Source organism: Methanospirillum sp., assembly GCF_035560735.1.
Classification (GTDB): domain Archaea; phylum Halobacteriota; class Methanomicrobia; order Methanomicrobiales; family Methanospirillaceae; genus Methanospirillum.
Genome location: NZ_DATMYY010000148.1, coordinates 1 through 2616 on the forward strand (window position 1 = coordinate 1; position 2616 = coordinate 2616).

At 50.2% G+C, this 2616-nt stretch carries 6 protein-coding genes; 3 read left to right on the forward strand and 3 right to left on the reverse strand.

Annotation, left to right across the window (positions count from 1 at the left end; translation table 11 throughout):
- The coding region (locus tag VN429_RS04465) for a VOC family protein (protein ID WP_325630234.1) at positions 1 to 478 on the forward strand (478 nt) is incomplete at its 5' end.
- Positions 479 to 678: 200 nt separating this feature from the next.
- Here the strand turns inward: VN429_RS04465 and VN429_RS04470 are convergent.
- Positions 679 to 867 (reverse strand): hypothetical protein, encoded by a 189-nt coding sequence (locus VN429_RS04470; RefSeq protein WP_325630237.1) that lies wholly within the window; start codon positions 865 to 867, stop codon positions 679 to 681.
- Between the two features lie 29 nt (positions 868 to 896).
- Between VN429_RS04470 and VN429_RS04475 the strand changes: the two genes are divergently transcribed.
- Positions 897 to 1697: a hypothetical protein gene (locus VN429_RS04475; protein WP_325630239.1), complete on the forward strand. Its 801-nt coding sequence runs from the start codon at positions 897 to 899 to the stop codon at positions 1695 to 1697.
- A gap of 159 nt (positions 1698 to 1856) precedes the next feature.
- The gene (locus tag VN429_RS04480) at positions 1857 to 2024 is read left to right on the forward strand and encodes a hypothetical protein (protein ID WP_325630241.1); all 168 of its coding nucleotides are present in this window, start codon (positions 1857 to 1859) and stop codon (positions 2022 to 2024) included.
- 112 nt (positions 2025 to 2136) lie between these two features.
- On the opposite strand, the gene VN429_RS04485 is transcribed toward VN429_RS04480, so the two are convergent.
- Complete coding sequence (locus VN429_RS04485) at positions 2137 to 2370, reverse strand: type II toxin-antitoxin system HicA family toxin (RefSeq protein WP_325630243.1); 234 nt, start codon at positions 2368 to 2370, stop codon at positions 2137 to 2139.
- Positions 2363 to 2616, reverse strand: a 254-nt coding sequence (locus tag VN429_RS04490; protein ID WP_325630245.1) for a type II toxin-antitoxin system HicB family antitoxin, incomplete at its 5' end; no start/stop codon positions are given. The genes VN429_RS04485 and VN429_RS04490, both read right to left, overlap by 8 nt.

A 2616-nucleotide genomic window follows, 5' to 3' on the forward strand; every position in this document is an offset into this window, starting at 1 on the left:
GATCTCTACCGGGTTATGGTTTGATAATGAGGCAGAAGAAGCAGTACGTTTCTATACATCAATTTTTAAAAATTCTTCAATTGGAAGAATAACGCGATACGGGAAGGAAGGGTTTGAATTTCATCATAAGCCTGAAGGGAGTGTTATGACTGTAGAATTTACCCTGGACGGCTCTCCCTTCGTTGCATTAAATGGCGGCCCAATATTTCATTTTTCTGAAGCAGTCTCCTTCATTGTTAACTGTGCCAATCAGGACGAGGTTGACTATTTCTGGGAGAAACTTACTGAAGGAGGGGATCCTGCATCCCAGCAGTGTGGATGGTTGAAAGATAAATTTGGAATATCGTGGCAGGTTATTCCTGAAGAAATGATAGATCTTCTCACCGATCCTGATACCAGGAAGGCACAAAACGTTATGGCTGCGATGCTTCAGATGAAGAAGATAGATCTGGCAACCCTCAAACAAGCATTCAGGTAGGCGTAACCCACCCCAATATCCGACATTATGAGTCATCACATCTGACCGATTTAATCCTTACGAGATAGTGCCCAGATCGACCTCACCGGTTGTCTACGATCATTTCAACAGGGAACAGGACTGTCGTCACGCCTTATCAACTGAAGGGGCTGGTGAGTCTTCTTCCGAGAGAAGATCCCGGTCCGATGAAATCCTCACTCTCACGGAGCAGACCCGGCCAGGTGATCAACCTTGGTGAGTGGCTTGATGCTCATCACCTTGGGTACGATGACAAACCGTACCAGGGCGGGATGCTCTATGTGCTTTCTGAGTGTCAGTTCATCATCGAACACCGGGATGGGGCGTACGCTGTACAGTTCCCGAGTGGTGCGATCTTTGCCGGGTGTCATCACCAGAGCTGCGGTGGAGGATCCCAGCGATGGGAGATCTCAGAGAGATCTTCGATGGTCCCGGGAAGAAGCGGGACTTTGAGGCCTGGAGAAAGGAGAATATCCGAAAACAGGATATCGCCAGGATGGGTGATGATCTTGGGGAATGTGAGAAGCCAGAGGTATCGAATGAGGAGAAGAGTCGTCGTGAGGAGGTTATCAGGAAAGCACATGAGGCTCTCTCAACCGGGGATCCGCTCAGGTTTAGCATCGACACGTTCGGTCTGGATCATGAGGGTGACCGGGTTGTTGCCAAATGTCTGGCCCGGTCACTTGCCTCCCGGTCGGTGATCAACTCGAAAGGGCTTCATGTCTCGGTCACAGGTGAATCAGGGAAAGGGAAGTTCCATACCGTGGACACCATGCTCCAGCAGGTTCCGGATGAACTCAGGCTTGACAGACGGATGAGTGACAAGGCACTCTTCAATGACGTAGGGCTCCGGCCCGGTTCTGTTATCGCTCTTGATGATATCCCGCTCTCTGACCAGATGCAGGAGATTCTGAAAGGAGTGACCACCTCGTTTCAGAAACCATTCTGGTACCGCACGGTCTCAAAGGATCGGATAGGACCGGTCAGGTCTGCACGATTCCGGACCGGTATGTCTGGTGATGATCAGGTCAGTTCAGGACCATCCCGGATGTTATCGATATCTCCCGGCTGCAGAGTTGGACTGGGGCCTCGATTGGCAGGTGTCATTTTTGTGATGGTGATGCGATCGCCTGGCAGTATCCTGAAGATCATTTCGGGGTATGTGCGACCTGTTACTCACATCTTTGTGAATCAGGGGTGAAGGGATGATCACCCAGATGGCTGTTGACCGGATGCCTATGTTTCATGGGATGTATTGTTCTCATAGACTTGGGCAGTGCCCACTCCGCCGGTGACAGCTGAACTGTTTGTCGTGTGATCGGCACCTCCTTGTCAGAAGGCTCGTGTACGGAGGATTAGCATGAGGTTGTCACGAAGGCCGACTATTGAGGCATGTTCTACGAAAGGGTGTCCTCATCTGAAGTCTGTGCAATGTGAGGTCCGGAGAAACCGGATCTGTGATCTGGCAGGGAAAGGGATCGGGTATCTCCGGGTCTGTCCACTCGAGGAGGAGCATGCACCTTATTGAGGCTCTCCGGTTGATTCGGAGAGAACACCAGATCTCCCGGCACCGGAAAATTCCCGGGCGTATTATCGGAGGAACCGGGCCAGGATCCTACAGAAGAGGAAAGAGAAGGGGATCAACGGTTAAAGAACTCAAGGTACTCTTCCGGAGTCAATCCGGCTGTCCGGATTAACTTACGAAGTAATCCTGGTCCGAGTTCTTTGCCTGAGTGAATAGGTATCGAAAGATGAACAGGACTGCCATCTTTGATCAGGATGTAATGGCTGCCTTCGATATGGTTTACCATCCATCCGGCCCGTTTGAAAGCAGCGACGTGGAGATCTTCTGATGCCCAGGATAATTTAGGCATGAGAGGTTTCAGGGATTTCAAGTGAGAAGGAGAAGGTATCTGGAGTATTATTCAGGAGAGTGCATGTGGCGGTCTTTATGCGGCTGGTGATGCATCCTGCAATAGCCTCGTTGATTGACTCAAGAGCTTCTTCGAGAGTATCATCTTCAGAAAGGCAGCCTGGAAGTTCAGGGCATTCCATGACGAAATGCCCTTCTTCATCTTTTTCACAGAGGATTGTTAGTTTCATAATAGTGAGGATGATTA

Bases quoted from the DNA above. Each gene is read 5' to 3' on its own strand.
- VN429_RS04470 (WP_325630237.1), bottom strand. From the start codon at position 867: ATGACACCCGGCAAAGATCGCACCACTCGGGAACTGTACAGCGTACGC.
- VN429_RS04475 (WP_325630239.1), top strand. From the start codon at position 897: ATGGGAGATCTCAGAGAGATCTTCGATGGTCCCGGGAAGAAGCGGGAC.
- VN429_RS04480 (WP_325630241.1), top strand. From the start codon at position 1,857: ATGAGGTTGTCACGAAGGCCGACTATTGAGGCATGTTCTACGAAAGGG.
- VN429_RS04485 (WP_325630243.1), bottom strand. From the start codon at position 2,370: ATGCCTAAATTATCCTGGGCATCAGAAGATCTCCACGTCGCTGCTTTC.